This window comes from Pseudomonas sp. MG-9, assembly GCF_018729515.1.
Classification (GTDB): domain Bacteria; phylum Pseudomonadota; class Gammaproteobacteria; order Pseudomonadales; family Pseudomonadaceae; genus Aquipseudomonas; species Aquipseudomonas serboccidentalis.
Window position 1 is genome coordinate 40743 of the sequence record NZ_JAHHZH010000004.1, and the last position, 16224, is coordinate 56966.

The 16224-nt window shown below is 62.0% G+C and carries 12 protein-coding genes; 8 read left to right on the plus strand and 4 right to left on the minus strand.

The features are described 5' to 3' along the window. The first annotated feature begins 14 nt into the window (after positions 1 to 14). The 7 genes from KKQ10_RS11090 to KKQ10_RS11120 all read left to right on the plus strand — a co-directional run bounded on the left by KKQ10_RS11090 (position 15) and on the right by KKQ10_RS11120 (position 8334). Positions 15 to 1040, plus strand: a complete 1026-nt coding sequence (locus KKQ10_RS11090; RefSeq protein WP_215501113.1) for an ABC transporter substrate-binding protein — start codon at positions 15 to 17, stop codon at positions 1038 to 1040. Between the two features lie 5 nt (positions 1041 to 1045). After that, positions 1046 to 1906, plus strand: coding sequence for an ABC transporter ATP-binding protein (locus tag KKQ10_RS11095; RefSeq protein ID WP_127648428.1), 861 nt, complete (start codon positions 1046 to 1048; stop codon positions 1904 to 1906). 20 nt (positions 1907 to 1926) lie between these two features. Then, positions 1927 to 2793, plus strand: coding sequence for an ABC transporter permease (locus tag KKQ10_RS11100; RefSeq protein WP_215501114.1), 867 nt, complete (start codon positions 1927 to 1929; stop codon positions 2791 to 2793). A 201-nt stretch (positions 2794 to 2994) separates the two neighbouring features. Further along, complete coding sequence (locus KKQ10_RS11105) at positions 2995 to 3912, plus strand: LysR family transcriptional regulator (protein ID WP_127648430.1); 918 nt, start codon at positions 2995 to 2997, stop codon at positions 3910 to 3912. A gap of 221 nt (positions 3913 to 4133) precedes the next feature. Beyond that, on the plus strand, positions 4134 to 5672 hold the full coding sequence (locus KKQ10_RS11110; RefSeq protein ID WP_215501115.1) for an MFS transporter: 1539 nt from the start codon (positions 4134 to 4136) through the stop codon (positions 5670 to 5672). Between the two features lie 26 nt (positions 5673 to 5698). Then, positions 5699 to 6769 carry an HlyD family secretion protein gene (locus KKQ10_RS11115; protein ID WP_215501116.1) on the plus strand — a complete coding sequence of 357 codons (1071 nt, stop codon included), beginning with the start codon at positions 5699 to 5701 and terminating at the stop codon, positions 6767 to 6769. After that, complete coding sequence (locus KKQ10_RS11120; protein ID WP_215501117.1) at positions 6766 to 8334, plus strand: efflux transporter outer membrane subunit; 1569 nt, start codon at positions 6766 to 6768, stop codon at positions 8332 to 8334. Before KKQ10_RS11115 ends, KKQ10_RS11120 begins: the two co-directional genes overlap by 4 nt. 54 nt (positions 8335 to 8388) lie before the next feature. Here KKQ10_RS11120 and KKQ10_RS11125 read toward each other — a convergent pair whose 3' ends face one another. The 4 genes from KKQ10_RS11125 to KKQ10_RS11140 are packed head-to-tail and all read right to left on the minus strand — an operon-like array spanning position 8389 to position 14272. Beyond that, positions 8389 to 10575 carry a lipase family protein gene (locus KKQ10_RS11125; protein WP_215501118.1) on the minus strand — a complete coding sequence of 729 codons (2187 nt, stop codon included), beginning with the start codon at positions 10573 to 10575 and terminating at the stop codon, positions 8389 to 8391. Positions 10576 to 10587: 12 nt separating this feature from the next. Further along, a complete protein-coding gene (locus KKQ10_RS11130; RefSeq protein WP_215501119.1) occupies positions 10588 to 11322 on the minus strand; it encodes a hypothetical protein in 735 nt (244 codons plus the stop codon). Positions 11323 to 11357: 35 nt separating this feature from the next. Further along, on the minus strand, positions 11358 to 12209 hold the full coding sequence (locus tag KKQ10_RS11135) for a DUF4123 domain-containing protein (protein WP_215501120.1): 852 nt from the start codon (positions 12207 to 12209) through the stop codon (positions 11358 to 11360). Continuing rightward, positions 12206 to 14272 carry a type VI secretion system Vgr family protein gene (locus tag KKQ10_RS11140; RefSeq protein WP_215501121.1) on the minus strand — a complete coding sequence of 689 codons (2067 nt, stop codon included), beginning with the start codon at positions 14270 to 14272 and terminating at the stop codon, positions 12206 to 12208. Before KKQ10_RS11140 ends, KKQ10_RS11135 begins: the two co-directional genes overlap by 4 nt. Before the next feature lie 347 nt (positions 14273 to 14619). Here KKQ10_RS11140 and KKQ10_RS11145 point away from each other — a divergent pair, with 347 nt between their 5' ends. Beyond that, the gene (locus tag KKQ10_RS11145) at positions 14620 to 16215 is read left to right on the plus strand and encodes a glycosyltransferase family 39 protein (protein WP_215501122.1); all 1596 of its coding nucleotides are present in this window, start codon (positions 14620 to 14622) and stop codon (positions 16213 to 16215) included. The last annotated feature ends 9 nt before the right edge of the window (positions 16216 to 16224 follow it).

Genomic DNA, 16224 nt, shown 5'->3' on the forward strand with positions numbered 1-16224 from the left:
CCGGAGATTCGATCATGTCCAAACGTCTTTCATTCGCACCGCTGGCCGCTGCCATCGGTCTGGGTTTCAGCCTGATAGCCGGCAGCCTGGTGGCGCCGACCGTGGCCCACGCCGAAGGTGAAATCCGCATCGCCGAACAGTTCGGCATTGTCTATTTATTGCTCAACGTGGTGCGCGATCAGGGCCTGATCGAGAAGTACGGCAAGCAGGAAGGTATCGACATCAAGGTCGACTGGACGCAGCTCTCGGGCGGTGCGGCAGTCAACGATGCGCTGCTGTCCGGTTCTATCGACATTGCCGGTGCCGGGGTCGGCCCGTTGCTGACCATCTGGGACCGCACCCACGGCAAGCAGAACGTCAAAGCCGTGGCCTCGCTGGGCAACTTCCCGTATTACCTGGTGAGCAACAATCCCAAGGTCAAAACCATCGCCGACTTCACCGAGAAGGACCGCATCGCGGTGCCGGCGGTGGGCGTTTCGGTGCAGTCACGCTTCCTGCAATACGCGGCGGCCAAGCAGTGGGGGGACAAGGAATTCAATCGCCTCGACAAGTACACCATCGCCGTACCGCACCCGGACGCGACCGCCGCATTGATCGCCGGTGGCACCGAGCTGACCGGGCACTTCTCCAACCCGCCGTTTCAGGACCAGGCGCTGCAGAATCCGAACGTGCACGTGGTGCTTAACTCCTACGACATCCTCGGGCCGAACTCGCCGACGGTGCTGTTCGCCACCGAGAAATTCCGCAACGACAATCCGAAGACCTACAAGGCCTTCGTCGAAGCGTTGACCGAAGCGGCGCAATTCGCGCAGAACGATAAAGGCGCGGCAGCGGACACCTACATTCGCGTAACCAAGGCCAGGATCGACCGCGCCGAGCTGCTGAAAATCATCGACAACCCGCAATTCGAATTCAGCGTCACGCCCAAAAATACGTATCCACTGGCTGAGTTCCTCTACCGCGTCGGCGCGATCAAGAACAAACCGCAATCGTGGAAGGACTACTTCTTCCAGGACGCCAAACCGCTGCAAGGGAGCTGATCGAGATGAACGCCCCCTTGCAAGGCCACGCGGCCAGCAACCCGATCGCCAGTACGCAAGCGCTGCTGGCGGTGGATAACGTCAGCCTCGAATACCGCACCCCACAACGGGTGGTGCGGGCCACGCATCAGGTCAGTTTCGAAATCGATCCGGCGGACCGCTTCGTGCTGCTCGGCCCGTCCGGCTGCGGCAAGTCCACCTTGCTCAAGGCGGCCGCCGGCTTCATTGCACCGAGTGAGGGCGAGATCCGCCTGCAAGGTCAGCGGGTCGACGGACCGGGGCCGGACCGGATCGTGGTGTTTCAGGAGTTCGATCAACTGCCGCCGTGGAAAACCGTGAAACAGAATGTGATGTTTCCGCTGCTCGCCTCGCGAACCCTGAAGAAAAAAGACGCCGAAGAACGTGCGCTGCACTATCTGGAAAAGGTCGGGCTGGCGGCGTTCGCCGATGCTTATCCACACACCTTGTCCGGCGGCATGAAGGCGCGGGTGGCGATTGCCCGAGCGCTGGCGATGCAGCCGAAAATCCTCCTGATGGACGAGCCGTTCGCCGCACTCGATGCGCTGACCCGACGCAAGATGCAGGAAGAATTGCTGCTGCTCTGGGAAGAGGTGCGCTTCACCCTGCTGTTCGTCACCCACTCGATCGAAGAGGCGCTGGTGGTCGGCAATCGCATCCTGCTGTTGTCGCCACACCCGGGGCGGGTGCGCGCTGAAGTGCACAGCCATCAATACGATCTGCAAAGCCTCGGCGGTGTGGCGTTTCAGGAATCGGCGCGACGGATTCATCGGTTGCTGTTCGATGAAGGCCAGTCGCCGGAAACCGAGCGTGACCACCACTTCAACGACATTCGCATCGCTTATTGAGCGCTCTGGAGGATTGCCCGATGAGCCAGCCATCATCTGTACGACACGAGTTTGAAACCGTCCTTGAACTGTTGACCAGCGTGCCGCTCGAGCGCGAACTGCCGCTGGGCCAACGCTTGTGGCAACAGGGCTGGCTGCGCAAAAGCCTGATCCTGATCTTGCTGGCGATCCTCTGGGAGGCGATCGCCCGGGTGCAGAACAACGACTTGTTGCTGCCGAGTTTTCTGCAGACCAGTCATGCGTTGTACGACGGTCTGCTCAGCGGTGAATTGCTGGGCAAGGTGTGGATATCTCTGGTGGTGCTGATCAAGGGCTATCTGATCGGCATCGTCCTGGCGTTTGCCCTGACGACGCTGGCGGTGTCGACCCAGTTTGGTCGCGATCTGCTGAGCACCCTGACTTCGATGTTCAACCCGTTGCCGGCGATCGCCTTGCTGCCACTGGCCTTGCTCTGGTTCGGGCTGGGGCAGAACAGCCTGATCTTCGTGCTGGTGCACTCGGTGCTGTGGGCGCTGGCGTTGAATACCTATGCCGGGTTCCTTGGCGTCTCGGAAATCCTGCGCATGGCCGGGCGCAACTATGGACTGAAAGGCATGCGTTTCGTGCTGTTCATCCTGATCCCGGCGGCGCTGCCGTCGATCCTTGCCGGACTGAAAATCGGCTGGGCGTTTGCCTGGCGCACGCTGATCGCCGCCGAGCTGGTGTTCGGTGCGACCAGTGGCAAGGGCGGGTTGGGTTGGTACATTTTCCAGAACCGCAACGAGCTGTACACCGACAAGGTGTTTGCCGGGTTGGCGGTGGTGATCCTGATCGGGTTGCTGGTGGAGAATCTGGTGTTCGATACGCTGGAGCGGGTGACCGTCAAGCGCTGGGGCATGCAGCGGTAATTTGTGGTGTTCTCACTGGCGCCATCGCGAGCAGGCTCACTCCTACAAGAGATCTGCGTCGAACACAAAATTTTCGATCACTGAAGATCAAATGTAGGAGTGAGCCTGCTCGCGATAGCGTCTCTTTTGGCGCCGCCAAATTTGAAGGATATTTGCTAGCATTGCACCCAGATCAATCAAGATCAGCCACGAGTGCTCTGCATGCAACTCCCGGACATGAACCTCTTGGTCGCCCTCGACGCCTTGCTCGATGAAGGCAGCGTGGTCGGCGCCGCGCGGCGGATGAACCTCAGCCCCGCCGCCATGAGCCGCACCCTGACGCGGATTCGCGAAGCCATCGGCGACCCGATCCTGGTGCGCGCCGGCCGTGGCCTGGTGCCAACCCCCAAAGCGCTGGAGCTGCGCGAGCAAGTGCGCGATGTGGTCGAGCAGGCGGCGCTGTTGTTCCGCTCCGCCGACACCGTGGAACTTGGCACCCTGCGCCGACGCTTCAGCATTCGCGCCAACGACTTTTTCGTTGGTGTGTACGGCGGCAAACTGTTCGATACCCTTGACCAGGTGGCGCCGCACTGCGAATTGCGTTTTGTTCCGGAAGGCGATGGTGACGATGAGGCGCTGCGCGAAGGGCGCATCGACCTGAGCGTCAGCAACACCCGTCCGGTGACCCCGGAAGTCAAAGTGCAAAACCTGTTCTCCACGCATTTTGTCGGCCTGGTGCGTGAGGACCATCCGTTGCTCGATGGCGAAATCACTGCCGAGCGTTATGCCGGTTTCTCCCATATCAGCATGTCGCGTCGCGGCATTGCTCGTGGCCCGATCGATACCGCGCTGAACGCCTTGGGCCTGGAGCGGCGGGTAGCGGTGATCGCGCCGAGTTTCCACGCGGCGATGTTCGCCTTGCCCGATTCTGACCTGATTCTGCCGGTGCCCAAGGAAGCGCTGCTCAGCGTGCGCCGTCTGGGCCTGAAGTTGCGCTCGTTCAACTTGCCGATCCCGTTGCCGACGCTGATGCTGACCCAGGCTTGGCACCCGCGCTTCGACAAGGACCCGGCGCACCGCTGGCTGCGGGAAACGCTCAAGGCCTGTTGCGATGAGACGTGGCTGGCCGCGCAACCCTGATTCCGCAAACCACACAAACCTCTGTAGGAGTGAGCCTGCTCGCGATGGCGGTGTGTCAGTCGCCGAAAATATCGACTGAAAAGGCGCCATCGCGAGCAGGCTCACTCCTACAAGAGAAATAGTTGTGTCTGGCGCACTTATAACCTGCCAATAAGTCAATTTTCGTCACTGCTAAGCCCGACTAAGATGCTCCGGTATTTTTCCCTCCGGAGTGTGCATTCATGACATCCCTGACGGTCCCGGCGCCTATCGCTGCGGCCAGTCCGGCGACGGCGGCCACGCCACCGGTGTTCGGGGCGCGGATCATCACCGGCCTGGTCGGCGTACTGCTGGCGGTGCTGGTCTCGGGTCTCAACGAAATGGTGACCAAAGTCGCGCTCGCCGACATCCGGGGCGCGCTGAACATCGGTTACGACGAAGGCACCTGGCTGGTCGCCTGCTACGCCGCGACCTCGGTGGCGGCCATGGCGTTCGCGCCGTGGTGCTCGGTGACTTTTTCGCTGCGCCGCTTCACCCTCTGCGCGATCAGCCTGTTCACGCTGCTCGGCGTGCTGTGCCCGTTCGCCCCGAACTACGAAAGCCTGTTGCTGATGCGCACTCTGCAAGGGCTGGCCGGCGGCGCATTGCCGCCGATGCTGATGACCGTGGCCCTGCGCTTTCTGCCGGCCAATTTCAAACTCTATGGCCTGGCCGGATACGCGCTGACGGCGACCTTCGGCCCCGGCCTCGGCACGCCACTGGCCGGTTTGTGGAGTGAATACGTCGGCTGGCAATGGGCGTTCTGGCAAATCATCGTGCCGTGCCTGATTGCCATGGCAATGGTCGCCTGGGGCATTCCCCAGGATCCGCTGCGCCTGGAACGCCTCAAGACGTTCAACTGGAAGGGCCTGCTGCTGGGCTTTCCGGCGATCTGCATGTTGGTGATCGGCTTGCTGCAGGGCAACCGGCTGGACTGGTTCGAATCGGATCTGATCTGCGCGCTGCTCGGCGCCGGCTCGCTGTTGCTGTTGGCGTTTCTGATCAACGAATGGTCGCAACCGATTCCGTTTTTCAAGTTGCAGATGCTCGGCATCCGCAACCTGTCGTTCGCGCTGATGACCCTCGCCGGGGTGCTGGTGGTGTTGCAGGCGGTGGTGCTGATTCCGTCGAGTTATCTGGCGCAGGTGCAGGGTTATCGCCCGGTGCAGACCGCACCGATCATGTTGATCGCCGCATTGCCGCAGCTGATTGCGCTGCCGTTGGTGGCGGCGCTGTGCAACCTGCGTTGGGTCGATTGCCGCTGGGTGCTGGGCATCGGCTTGAGCATGTTGACGCTGTCCTGCCTGGGCGGCTCGCTGCTGACCTCGGAATGGATTCGCGACAATTTTTACGTCCTGCAATGGCTGCAGATCTTCGGTCAGCCGATGTCGGTGCTGCCGCTGTTGATGCTGTCCACCGGCAGCATCCAGCCGCAGGACGGACCGTTTGCCTCCGCGTGGTTCAACACGGTGAAGGGCCTGGCGGCCGTGGTCGCCACTGGCGTGATCGAAGCGCTGACCACCGCGCGCCTGCATTTCCACTCGACCATGTTGATCGACAACCTCGGCAACTCACCGTTGGCCGATCGCAGCGATCCGGGTCTTGCCCATCGCCTGCACGAACAGGCCGTGGTGCTGACGTCTTCCGATCTCTATGTGTGCATGGCCGGCGTCGCGGTGGCGCTGATCCTGCTGATTTTCTGGCTGCCGACGCGGATCTTTCCGCCGCGCGCGCCGACCTGATGGCTGTACTGGAACAGAAGGTTTTCATGACGACTCAAGCAAAGCAGAAACTCGCGGTGGCCGTGGCCGCCGCACTGGCGGTCGGTGTGCTGGTGTACCTGGCGATGCCCGGCCTGTTCGGCAAACGAACTCAGCAAAATACCAACGATGCGTTTGTCTCTGCTGACTACACCCTGGTGGTGCCGCGCGTGGCCGGGTTCATCAAGCAAGTGCTGGTGGAAGACAACCAGCAGGTGAAGGCCGGGCAATTGCTGGCGTTGATCGATGACCGCGATTTGCGCGCCGCTGCGGAGGCCGCTGATGCGCAAACCCTGGTCGCCCGCGCCCAGTTGCAAAACGCCAAGGCGACGCTGGAACGGCAAACGTCGGTGATCGCCCAGGCCCAGGCTTCGGTGGTCTCGGCCAAGGCGCAAATGGCTTTCGCCCAGCAGGAACTCAATCGCTACAACCACCTGGCCGGCGTCGGCGCCGGCACGGTGCAGAACGCGCAACAGGCGCGGACGCGCATCGATCAGGCGAGCGCACGGCTGGATACCGCCAGCGCGAAACTGGCGGCCGAGCGCAAACAGGTGGAGATTCTGACGGCGCAGCGCGATGCCGCCGAAGGCAGTTTGAAACACGCCCAGGCAGCGCTGGAAATCGCCAGTTTCGAACTGTCCTACACGCGCATCACGGCGCCGCAGGACGGCATGGTCGGCGAGCGAGCGGTGCGCGTCGGTGCCTATGTCACGCCGGGCAGCAAACTGCTGGCGGTGGTGCCGTTGCGCCAGGCCTATGTGGTCGCCAACTTTCAGGAAACTCAACTGACGGACGTGCAGCCGGGTCAGGCCGTCGAAGTGCGGGTCGACAGCCTCGGCGGCGAGGCCTTGAGCGGTCGTGTCGAAAGCATCGCGCCGGCAACCGGCGTGACCTTTGCCGCAGTTAAACCGGACAACGCCACCGGCAACTTCACCAAGGTCGTGCAGCGGATTCCGGTGAAGATCCTGCTTGAGCCGGGTCAGCCATTGGCCGAGCGGCTGCGGGTGGGGATGTCGGTCGAGGCGAGTATTGATACTCGCCGTTCGGCGCCTGCGGTGCGTGAGGTGACTCAGCGATGATTCTGCGTAAAAACCTGTGGCGAGGGAGCATGCTCCCGCTGGGTTGCGAAGCGACCCTGAAAATCGCGAGTGCTACGCACTCGAGCGGGAGCAAGCTCCCTCGCCACAAAAGTCTGTTTCAGTCACTTGTTGTGGTGAGCTTATTTGGCCTCAGCGCCTGCACCGTCGGCCCAAACTTCCACAAGCCCGAAGCCACACAAATCGCAGACTGGGCCAAACCCGCCAAATCCGCCCCCAGCCAGGCAGTCAGTGAACCGCTGAACGAACGCTGGTGGGACGTTTTCCAGGATGCGCAGCTCTCGGCCCTCACCCAACGAGCAATGAAGAGCAACCTCGACCTGCAACGGGCCAGCAGCCGCTTGCAACAAAGCCGCGCTGCACGCCAGGTGATCACCGCGGATCGCTATCCAAACACCGCAGCGACCGGTAGCTACGCGCGTAAACGCAACAGCGGCGAAGGCCTGAATGACCCGTCCGGGCACAACGGCGATTCCGCGTTCAACCTGTGGGACGCCGGTTTCTCCGCTTCTTGGGAGCTGGATTTCTGGGGCCGCGTGCGCCGGGAAACCGAGGCCGCCGATGCCAATCTCGAAGTCGCCGAAAACGATCGTCGCGGCGTGTTGCTGGCGGTCCTTGCCGACACCGCGCAGAACTACATTCAACTGCGCGGCGTGCAAAACACCCGCGCCGTCACCGAGCAGAACCTCGACGTCGCCCGGCACAGCCTCAAGCTGTCGCAGCTGCGCCTCAACGATGGTGTGGCGACCGATCTGGACGTCGCCGAAGCCGCCGCGCAGGTCGCGGCCATCGAATCGCGGCTGCCCGCCCTTGAGCAGCGTCAGTCGCAACTGATCAACGCGATCAGCCTGTTGATGGGCGAACCGCCACAAGCCTTGGTCAAGGAGTTATCCACAGACGCCGCGGTGCCGCAGTCACCGCTGCAAGTCGCCATTGGCCTGCCGTCGCAACTGGCCGAACGCCGCCCGGACATTCGTCAGGCCGAGGCGCATCTGCATGCCGCCACCGCCAACATCGGTGTGGCCAAGGGCGATTTCTATCCGCGCATCACCCTGTCCGGCAACCTCGGCTCGCAAGCGATGCAACTGAGCGATTTTGGCTCCTGGGGTTCACGTGCGTTCGGCATCGGCCCGCAATTCAGCCTGCCGCTGTTCGACGGCGGTCGCCTGCGCGGCATGTTGCAACTGCGCGAAGCCCAGCAACAGGAAGCGGCCATCGCCTACCAGCAAACCGTGCTGCGCGCTTGGCATGAAATCGACGATCAACTGACGGCCTATAACGCCAGCCAACGCCGCCGCGACAGCCTCGCCGAAGCCGTACGCCAGAACCAGATCGCCCTGCGCACCGCGCAACGGCAATACGTCGAGGGCGTGGTCGATTTCGTGAATGTCCTCACCGTGCAGAGCGCGTTGCTGGCGACGCAGGAGCAGTGGGTGGAGAGTTCGACCGGCGTTTCGCTGGCGATGGTCGGGTTGTACAAGGCGCTGGGTGGTGGATGGCAGTCGGTGTATCCGGTGGACGAGATGGCACAGGAATCAACTCGGTGAGTTCGATTTGATCTGAGGTGCCGAGGATTCCAGTGTTTCGCCCCTTCGGTTGCACTAGATGATCGAGTCGATATCAAGCGTATGCGGCGCGCCGATCGTATGCCCGTAAAGTGAGGTCAGCAGCGCATCGTTGCTGGCGTTGTCCGGCGCCTGCGCCAGTTGTTCTTCCTTGAGATTTTCCGGGTGCGCGCGCCAGCGTTGCAGGCTTTCGGCGAGCAGCTCCGGCTGTTCGGCGAGCAGGCCGTAGACGTCCGTGGCCCTGACCCGCTTATGCCGCAGAGCGCTCAGGCGTGCATGGGTGGTCTCGATGCGGCTGACTTCGTGGCTGATCGCCTCGATCGTGCGCTCCTGGGTACGCACATACGCCGCTGGCCGGGCCAGCAGGTCCTGGCGGGCGGCGCGCAATTGCCGGGTAATGCGCACCAGCGCTTGCTCCACCCAGTCAAACTCGCTGTCAGTGACCCGCGTGCGATTCGCCTCATGGGCCTGTTGCCAGCGGCGCAAGGCTGCCCAGCACGCCGGGACATAGCCGCCGACCATCGAGTGATGCCCGGCGTTGAAGATCTGCCGCAACAAGCCCGGACGATCCGGCAGGCCGTTTTTCTGCTGCAGCGCGAGGGTGCACGCGGCGTGCTGAGTGATGGTGTCGCAGCCCGGCTCCCACAGGATCGAAGATGCCTGCTGACGCCCGAACTCTACCGGCATGGCGTGATGCAGGGTGCCATGGTGGTCGTAGGCCTCCCCCGTCCAGTTGGTAATGCCCGCGACGAACACCGACAGCCCGACCGGCACATTGGTAAACATCAGCGCCGCGCCAGTCCCGTAGACCCCGGCCTTGGTGTTCATCCAACTGCCCGGCACGCTGGGCACCGGGTCGTTGTGGTTGACCATGCGGTAATGCACCAGCGGGGCGGCGGCTTTGGTGAAGACGGTGTCGCCGGCGCGGGGGGCGCCGTAGGTGTAGAGCTGGATGTTGTAAGTGAAATTCGATCTGCGGCGCAGCATTTCCGCGAGCAGCAGGGTGATTGCACCGCCGAGGCTGTGGCCGCAGATCAGTAGTTTTTGGCCAGCGTAGAATCTGTCGAGGTATTTCACCGCGAAGTCGTATGCAGTTTTTGCTGCCGTATAAAACCCTCGATGTACTTGGCCGACGCCCTCAACGAATGGGATCTGCTGTGCATCGGCATCGCGCAAACCATCGGCGATGATCTCAAAAGTGCCACGCACCGCGATCAGGATCAGTTCGTCATTGTGAGTAATGAACGCCTGGGTGTCGGTCGCTTCTTTCCCGAGGTGCCTGTCGTCGAGAAAGTGAACCTTCTCGGGATGCTCCTGATCCTCTCCAAGGGCCGGATTGTTGACCTCATACAGCACCGGATCGAACGGCACGATTTCCAGCCTTCTGGAATATGCCACGTCTTCATACAAGGGGTAATAGGCTTTGCTTTGCGCGGCGTCGACGCGCCACAACTCGTCGGATTTGGCCAAGGCATCGGCGAACCAGTTGCCCACGCTGGGTTGTTCGGGGAAGGTCACCCGGGTTTCCCTGATCGGCGCGGTGGCGGGTTTCTGGCCAAAAGGGCAATAACTCAGGGTGGCCATCAATGCCAGTTGGTAGAGGTTGAGCGCGCAGAACTCCGGCGCCGTCGACAGCATCGGGCGCAGGGCTCGTAATGCGCGCACCTCCAGCACCGTGTGTTTACGCGAGGCCAGGGCGACGCCGGCCTGTGCATGCTTGCCCATAATCGCTGCCAGGCCGCTGTTGGCGGGGTAGTGGCGATAGACCTCGGGTGGCAGATGAGCGACATGCCTAACCAGATGGCGCACTTCCACCTGTATGTATTCGTCGCCGTCCGGTACGGGTTGTTCGCGGTTACGGGTGGCGTCCGGATTGCGGTATCGGGTTTGTTCGGCGCGAACCTGGAGCTCGGTGATTTTCAGGGGGTAGTGGGGACGTTCCATTACGCGCAGATAGACTTTTTCCTGCCCCTCGTAAGCCTGCTCGAAACGCAGTGCAATCGGGCCTGCGCAATAGTTGTCGACGTTGCCAATCCCGTTGATATCCAGATATCCATTGAATAGTTGCCCCTCTGAATCGGCCGCAGTATAGGCCAGTCCCCCATAAGCCTCCCCCGAGCCAAACTCATCGACCAGTTGAAAACTACTCCAGTTGCCTTGTGCCGGGCAGCTCAACAGGCGGCTGTTGAGCGGTGATTGCAGGGCCTTTTCAAGTGACGCCATGTGGAACACTCCTTATTCCGTGCAGCCGGGATAGATGGTGCAGATGCGGCCATCGACCATCTGGAAGGTGCTGAAATCGGTGTGGTTGCCGAAGCAGAAGGCATCCTGATCTTCGAAGTGGTCGCCCATGCAGCGTTTCCAGCCGTTAGGAACTTTGACCCAGGTCTTGCCGATGGCAGGCCTTTCTTCCGCCGCCAAATCGATCTTCATCCGCACGGTTTTACCCGGCAGTTGATCGAGGGTGTAGGCGGCAAAAGGGCGACCTCGTGTGATCGCGCCTAGCTCATCGGTTTTTTTGCAGTCGAGGAGTTTTACGATGCGGCGGTAGGGTCCCATCGTGCGGAACAGCCACTGACACTGGCCGTAAAAGCGGCTTTCATCGGTTTCGTCGAAAGTGCCTTTGTACTTTTCCTCCAGCTCACCGCGTATGGCGACGGCGGCGTAGTCTGAGGCGAAGTCGCCCCGGTCTTTCCCGTAGGCAAAGTAGATTTCCAGATCGATTTTGCGGATCACCAACGGGCAGCCGCGAACGGTTCTACGAATAGCTATTTCTGATACGGCCACGTAGTTCTCACGCCATTGCAGGTTGTACCCCACGGCAGTATTCCGGCCGTCCGGAACGCTGCAGGTTTCACCTATGTCGGGTTCGTATTTGGCGATAGCCTGATAAACAAACCCCGGCGGTAGATCAGCCGTGAAGGTGAAACTGTTGGGCGGACTCGCCACACAGCCCAACAACATCCCCATGCAGCCCACCAACCCGGCACCTCGAAAAAACCGTTTCACTCCGTTGCCTCTCCACCCATCGTTTTCACCCAATGGCTCACCCGTTCGAAGTGCTCCAGCGACGTTTCCCCCGGGCGCACTTGCCATTGCGCATCGATACCGTGAGCGGGCATGCGCAAGCTGTGGATCAGCAGAAACTCCAGCTGCTGCGGTGTCTGCCAACCCCACTCATCCGCCTGCTCGAGACGTTCACGCAGCCAGGCTTCCGGTGGCTGTGTTCGCGCGAGGTCGGCGTAGGCTTGTTCGTGTTCGGCCAGCAGGTAGCGGTGAGCGTTGAGCTGGCGAATCTCGCGGGTCTGCTCCGCAGGCGCGGGTGTTTGCAGCCATAGGGGCGACGCCGGCAACGGGTAGCGGCCGGGTGTCGGGTTGTCGCTGCTCTCCCATCGCGCGCCCTGCCAGTAACACACGCTGAGGGTCGGGCCGAGGTAGGCCGGCAGGTCTTCGGTGGGCAGATACGCCAGTGTCCGGCTCAGCACACGGTTGTCGTGAAAGCGGTACAGCGCCTGATGCGGGCGGGTGCCGATGATCAGCCGTTGCTGCCAGTGTTCGACCCACACAGGCAGGGATGCTTGGGGCAGGCTGAACAGCCAGCCCCAGTTGTCCTCCGGACGGGCGAGCAGCGGCGCGATGCGTTTGTCGTCATACCGCTCAAGGGCGAAAACAAACGGCCCGTTGTCTGCCAGTTCGGCGGCGGGAGTGTCTTTGTAAAGGATGCAGTAATGCTCGAAGTCGCTGGTTTGCAGCAAGAGCCGACGAATTTCCTGTTGTCGCGAGTCGAGCAGCAGATACAGGCCATGCCCTGATGCGAATTGGCGGGTCATCCAGCGGCGCGGAAAGGCTTCGCTCATGCGGCGTTCTCCTGTGGCAGGCAGACGCCATCGCGACAGGCCTCACACAGCGGGCAGAAGGTCGCTCCCATGGCGCTGCTGGTGGTCATCAGCGCGAGTTGCGTGGAGGCCAGCACGGCGGGCAGTGGCACTGGCGCCGCCAGGTCGTCGACGCCATCGGGCATCGCGGCCCGCGCCGGCGTAACCGCCTTGGGACTGCCGCCGACCTGGATGGCACTGCTGCTGAAAATGCCGCCGTGACCGATCACCAGGTGCTCGCCGCCGACCGTGAGGCTGATGCTGTTGCCGGCGTTGAGTACCAGGTGATCGCCGGCATTGAGGTGGATCTGCCGACCGGCCTCGATCGCCTGCAACTGATCGACGCGGCTATGGCTGTCGCCGCTGACGTGCAAGTGGTCGCTGGCGTGGAGCCGGGTTTTGCGGTCGCCGTGCACGGTGCGGTGGTCTTCGGCCTGTAGCACGCTGATGCTGTGGCCTTTGATGGTCTCGTGGCGCTGGTTGCCGACGTCCAGGCGGCTGTCGTTTTCCACCTTGTGTTCGAGGTCGCGCTGGGCGCGCAGGTAAATCAGCTCGCGACCGGCGCGATCTTCCACGTGCAATTCGTTGAAACCGCCGTTGTCCGGTGAACTGCGCGAGCGAAACACGCTGCGGGTCTTGTGTTCCGGCAGTTCGTAGGGGGCCGGGTTGGCGCTGTTGATCAGGCAGCCGCTGACGACCGGATGGTCCGGGTCGCCGTCGAGAAAGCTGACCAGCACTTCCATGCCGACCCGGGGCAGTGTCACGCTGCCATGGGCGCTGCCGGCCCAGTTCGAGGCCAGCCGCAGCCAGCAACTGCTGTGGTCGTCGTGGTTGCCTTCACGATCCCAGTAGAACTGGACCTTGACCCGACCGAACGCGTCGCAATGGATCTCTTCGTTGACGGGACCGGTAACCACGGCGGTCTGGCTACCGAAGATTCGCGGCTTCGCGAATGATTGCGGCGGGCGGTAGATCACCTCCCATGGGGTGGCGACGAAGTCGTTCCGGTAGCCTTGAATGAAGCCGCCGTCAGCGGCGGTGGTCGCCTCGCCCAGCGTTTCTTCCAGGACCGCAGGCTGTTTGCCGCGGTGGTTGACTTCGGTCAGCAGCCACAGCCCATTGTTTTCCTCGCAGGGATGCTCGCTGATCGACAGGAAATGACCAGCCACCAGGCTTGGCTGATCGCTGTGGCCGCGGGCCTGCAAGTAGTCGGCGCGATGACTTTCGAGGGTGCGGTGGGTCAGTTGCTTGCCCCGCGCGCCGTCGGTGAAGCGTCCCGGATAGCGATAATCCTCAAGCGCCGGACGGGCCGCGTCGTTGTCGGGCCGATGGGTCGCCTCCAGCAGAAAGCGGGTCTTGCGAAAATCATGATCGCGACGCACGGCCGCCGTAGGGCGGGTTTCCACCCGTACCTGCCATTGTTGGATCGCGGGCGTTTCGGCAACCGTGCCGCTGTCCTGGCGGTAGGGTGTGGGGTGCTCCAGACGAGGGAAAACCGTCTGATTGTCGCCCAGCACCAGCAGGTGTTTTTCCCGGCTGTGCTGGAAGTGGTAGTGAATGCCTTCTTCCTGACACAGGCGCTGGATGAAGTGCAGATCCGACTCCGCCTGGACGCAGTATTCGCGCGGCGGATAGTCGGCACCCAGATGAAACCGGTGCAGGTCACGTTGAATGCCGTTGTCCGCGAGAATCCGGGTGATGATCTGTGGCACGCTCATCTGCTGGAAGATTCGCTGATTGAAACGATGCTGCAGATACGAAAGGCGCGGAACCAGTGTCAGGCTGTAGCGAGTCAGGCGTTTGCCGCTATCGCCACGGGCGACGCGATAGACCACGCCGTGGATGCCATGGCCTTCGAGGTCGAATGCCAGGAACGCCTGCTGGTGCATGAGGCTTTCAAGGCGCAGGTTCGCTCGTTCGCTGACCAGCTCGACCTCGAAGCTGTAGGGCTGGCTGATGGATTCGTGGCCGGTGAAGGAGAGGACTTGCAGGTCGTGTTTAATGTCGTTGAGCGAGAGGCTGAAGCAGGCATGGGCGGTCGACATCCTTTATTCCTTGTCCTGTGACGGGGCACAGGCTCTCGGACGTCGATACAACGCTTGCGCGCAGACCTTCCCTGGTCTTGCGCGCAACAAACGTCTCGGAGCCAGTTTCGCGCAACGCTAACAAGGCCGCCGAAGAATTGATGTCAGACGCTTCCCAAATTGCAGTTACACATTAAGCGGCGCGTAGAACGTGGTCAGCAGATGTTGGCAGAACCTGGGCCGTGCCGAGCGGATTGCCGGATGTCGTGAAACAGCACGGCGACATCGACGGCTCTACGGTGGCTGACCTAAAGTGGCGGGCAGGTTCGGGGCCTTCCGTTCGAGAAATTCCGCAGCAAGAGGACGCAATGGCGGCACACAGAGAAACGCCGGTTGGCGACACGCAGGATCCACGCGCGGTCCCGGGGGCATGGCTGGTTGCCCTGCGCCTGATTCGCTGGGCCAGAGAACACTGGCTGTTACCGATCATGCTGCTGGCGGCGGTGGTGCGTTTTTACGACCTGACGGCGGCGTCGATCTGGTTCGATGAAGGTTCCAGTGTCCTGCTGAGTCGGTTTGCGCTGACCGAGATCTGGGGGCATGCGGCCCATGACGTGCATCCGCCGCTGTATTTCATGTTGCTGCACGGCTGGATCAGCCTGTTCGGTGACGGCATCCTGTCCATTCGTCTGATGAGCGCGTTGCCGGGGATCATCACCGTCGGGCTCGGGGTGTGGCTGGTGGATCTGCTCGCTACCCGTCGCGCCGCGCTGCTGGCCGGGCTGATGCTGGCGCTGTTGCCCACGGCGGTGCGTTACAGCCAGGAAGTGCGTATGTATTCGCTGCTGGGCATGTGGTTGATCGGGGCGACGATTGCGCTGGTCTACTGGGTGCGTCAGCCGCGACAGCATCGCTATCTGGTGGTCTATGCGCTGCTGATGACGGCAGCGTTCTACACCCATTACTTCACCGTTCTGTGCGTGATCAGCCACTGGCTGTACCTGGCTGCAGTGCGCGTGCAGCCGGGGTATCGGCTGCGGCATATCCAGCGCCCCGGCTGGTGGCTGGCGAACCTGATGATCGCGCTGCTGTACCTGCCGTGGGTGCCCAATCTGCTTGATCTGCTGCAGCACGTCCCGGAGCTCAAGGCCAGTAACGACATCGGTTGGGAAGACCCGGTGACCCTCGTTTCGTTGCCATCGATGGTCTGGTCGTTGCTGATTCAGGACGACGGTTTGACCTTGCCGGCGTGGCTGTTCTGGCTCTTGCCACTGGCATTGGTGGCAGTGATCGGCGTGGCGTTGCGACGTGATCGCAGTGTGTTTCGCGGCAGCCTGTTGCTGCTGGCTTACAGCGTGGTGCCGATTCTGCTGGTGTTTGCCGTGTCGTTCGTCTCGCCGGTGTTCATCGAGCGTTACGTGACGGTCTACGCGCTGGGGTTGCCGATGCTGGTGGCGCTGGCGGTCGATCGCTTGTACACAGGCTTTCGCGTGCTGGCGCTGGCGATTCTGGTGCTGTTCGTGGGTGTCGAGCTGGTGGGCGTGAAGAACAACGCCACGGTCGACAGCAATGATCAGTTCAGCGTGGTGGTCGACTACGTCAACCGGCACTTCACCGAAGGTGACCGGATCGTCACCAGCGACATGATGTGGTACCTCAGTTACATCTACTACAACCGCACCGACGCGCAGGTCCGCCTGTACACGCCACCTGCGGCGGACGGGCGTTCCACGCGTCCCAACGCTTACGGGTTCGGCACTTTGGTCGGCGAGGGGGTTTACCTCGATCGGCTTGGTGATTTGTCCAAGGGCAGCACGCGGGTGTGGCTGATCGGCACGCTCGATGAACCCAATGAGTTTGCGGCATTGCCCGAGGGCTGGCAGCGGCAGAGCGATGTCCATGCAGGAGGCGCTTTTGCACGCCTGTATGTGAGGGTGCCAAGCGTCGATAAGCCGGGCGGATGATCGCTGGCT

Coding starts and splice junctions, on each gene's coding strand:
- KKQ10_RS11105 (WP_127648430.1), top strand. CDS start 2,995: ATGCAACTCCCGGACATGAACCTCTTGGTCGCCCTCGACGCCTTGCTC.
- KKQ10_RS11145 (WP_215501122.1), top strand. CDS start 14,620: ATGGCGGCACACAGAGAAACGCCGGTTGGCGACACGCAGGATCCACGC.
- KKQ10_RS11090 (WP_215501113.1), top strand. CDS start 15: ATGTCCAAACGTCTTTCATTCGCACCGCTGGCCGCTGCCATCGGTCTG.
- KKQ10_RS11115 (WP_215501116.1), top strand. CDS start 5,699: ATGACGACTCAAGCAAAGCAGAAACTCGCGGTGGCCGTGGCCGCCGCA.
- KKQ10_RS11110 (WP_215501115.1), top strand. CDS start 4,134: ATGACATCCCTGACGGTCCCGGCGCCTATCGCTGCGGCCAGTCCGGCG.
- KKQ10_RS11125 (WP_215501118.1), bottom strand. CDS start 10,575: ATGGCGTCACTTGAAAAGGCCCTGCAATCACCGCTCAACAGCCGCCTG.
- KKQ10_RS11140 (WP_215501121.1), bottom strand. CDS start 14,272: ATGTCGACCGCCCATGCCTGCTTCAGCCTCTCGCTCAACGACATTAAA.
- KKQ10_RS11135 (WP_215501120.1), bottom strand. CDS start 12,209: ATGAGCGAAGCCTTTCCGCGCCGCTGGATGACCCGCCAATTCGCATCA.
- KKQ10_RS11120 (WP_215501117.1), top strand. CDS start 6,766: ATGATTCTGCGTAAAAACCTGTGGCGAGGGAGCATGCTCCCGCTGGGT.
- KKQ10_RS11095 (WP_127648428.1), top strand. CDS start 1,046: ATGAACGCCCCCTTGCAAGGCCACGCGGCCAGCAACCCGATCGCCAGT.
- KKQ10_RS11130 (WP_215501119.1), bottom strand. CDS start 11,322: ATGGGGATGTTGTTGGGCTGTGTGGCGAGTCCGCCCAACAGTTTCACC.
- KKQ10_RS11100 (WP_215501114.1), top strand. CDS start 1,927: ATGAGCCAGCCATCATCTGTACGACACGAGTTTGAAACCGTCCTTGAA.